Raw genomic sequence first — 1,606 nt, 5'->3', positions numbered from 1 at the left:
ACTTCTTCATCGGTCGTAACGGTAATGTCACTGCCCAGTGGATTATTGTTGTCATCAACCAATACTGGCGCATCATTGATTGGATTAACTTTGATATTCACGGTGATGGTGTCGGTACCACCTTTACCATCACTGACTTCAACCTTAAAGCTATCATCACCGTGGAAATTAGTCTTAGGTGTGTAAGTCCATGTGCCATCAGTGTTAACCGTCACTTGACCATTTGACGGGTTAGAACTTTGCGTGAAGGTTAAGCTATCGCCATCAACATCGGTCGCGAACAGTTTGCCGCTCACTGCGACTTCTTCATCTGTCGTAACGGTAATGTCACTACCCAGAGGATCATTGTTATCGTCAACCAATACTGGCGCATCATTGATTGGATTAACTTTGATATTCACCGTGATGGTGTCAGTACCACCTTTGCCGTCACTGACCTCAACCTTAAAGCTATCTTTGCCATTAAAGTCACTGTTTGGTGTGTAAGTCCATGTGCCATCAGTGTTGACGGTAACTGTACCGTTCGTTGGATTCGTCGATGAAGTGAACGTTAAGCTATCGCCATCAACATCGGTCGCGGACAATTTGCCGCTCACTGCGACTTCTTCATCGGTCTCAACACCAATATCTGTGCCCAGTGGATTATTGTTATCATCAACAATCACTGGCGCATCATTGATAGGATTCACGGTCACATTAACAGTGATCGTATCGGTGCCGCCGTTGCCGTCACTGACCTCAACGTTAAAGCTATCTTCACCGTGGAAATTAGTCTTAGGTGTGTAAGTCCATGTGCCATCAGTGTTGACGGTAACTGTACCGTTCGTTGGATTCGTCGATGAAGTGAACGTTAAGTTATCACCATCAACATCGGTCGCAGACAGTTGACCGCTCACGGCGACTTCTTCATCGGTCGTGACGGTAATGTCACTGCCTAATGGATTATTGTTATCATCAACCAATACTGGTGCATCATTGATTGGATTAACTTTGATATTAACGGTAATGGTGTCGGTGCCGCCGTTGCCGTCACTGACTTCCACCTTAAAGCTATCATCACCGTTAAAGTCATTGTTTGGTGTGTAAGTCCACGTACCGTCAGTGTTAACCGTCACTTGACCATTGGTCGGGTTAGAACTTTGCGTGAAGGTTAAGCTATCACCATCAACATCGGTCGCGGACAGTTGACCGCTCACTGCGACTTCTTCATCAGTCGTGACGGCAATGTCTGTGCCCAGTGGATCATTGTTATCATCAACCAATACTGGTGCATCATTGACTGGATTCACGGTTACATTAACAGTGATGGTGTCAGTGCCACCTTGGCCGTCACTGACTTCAACCTTAAAGCTATCATCACCATTAAAGTCACTGTTTGGTGTGTAAGTCCATGTGCCGTCAGTATTAACCGTCACTTGACCATTTGTCGGGTTAGAACTTTGCGTGAAGGTTAAGCTATCACCATCAACATCTGTCGCAGACAGTTGACCGCTCACTGCGACTTCTTCATCAGTCGTGACGGCAATGTCTGTGCCCAGTGGATCATTGTTATCATCAACCAATACTGGTGCATCATTGACTGGATTCACGGTTACATTAACAGTGA

The 1,606-nt window shown here is 45.8% G+C and carries 1 protein-coding gene; it reads right to left on the bottom strand.

Going from position 1 to position 1,606, the window contains the following annotated elements; all coding sequences use genetic code 11:
• A partial coding sequence (locus C9J38_RS21425) for a cadherin-like domain-containing protein (protein ID WP_146144079.1) occupies positions 1-1,606 on the bottom strand: 1,606 nt, incomplete at both ends.

The sequence above is a fragment of the Photobacterium sp. GB-210 genome, from assembly GCF_003026075.1.
In the GTDB taxonomy this organism is placed as follows: domain Bacteria; phylum Pseudomonadota; class Gammaproteobacteria; order Enterobacterales; family Vibrionaceae; genus Photobacterium.
The sequence above is the reverse complement of the archived record's forward strand: the minus strand, read 5'-3'. Positions and strand labels throughout refer to the sequence as shown.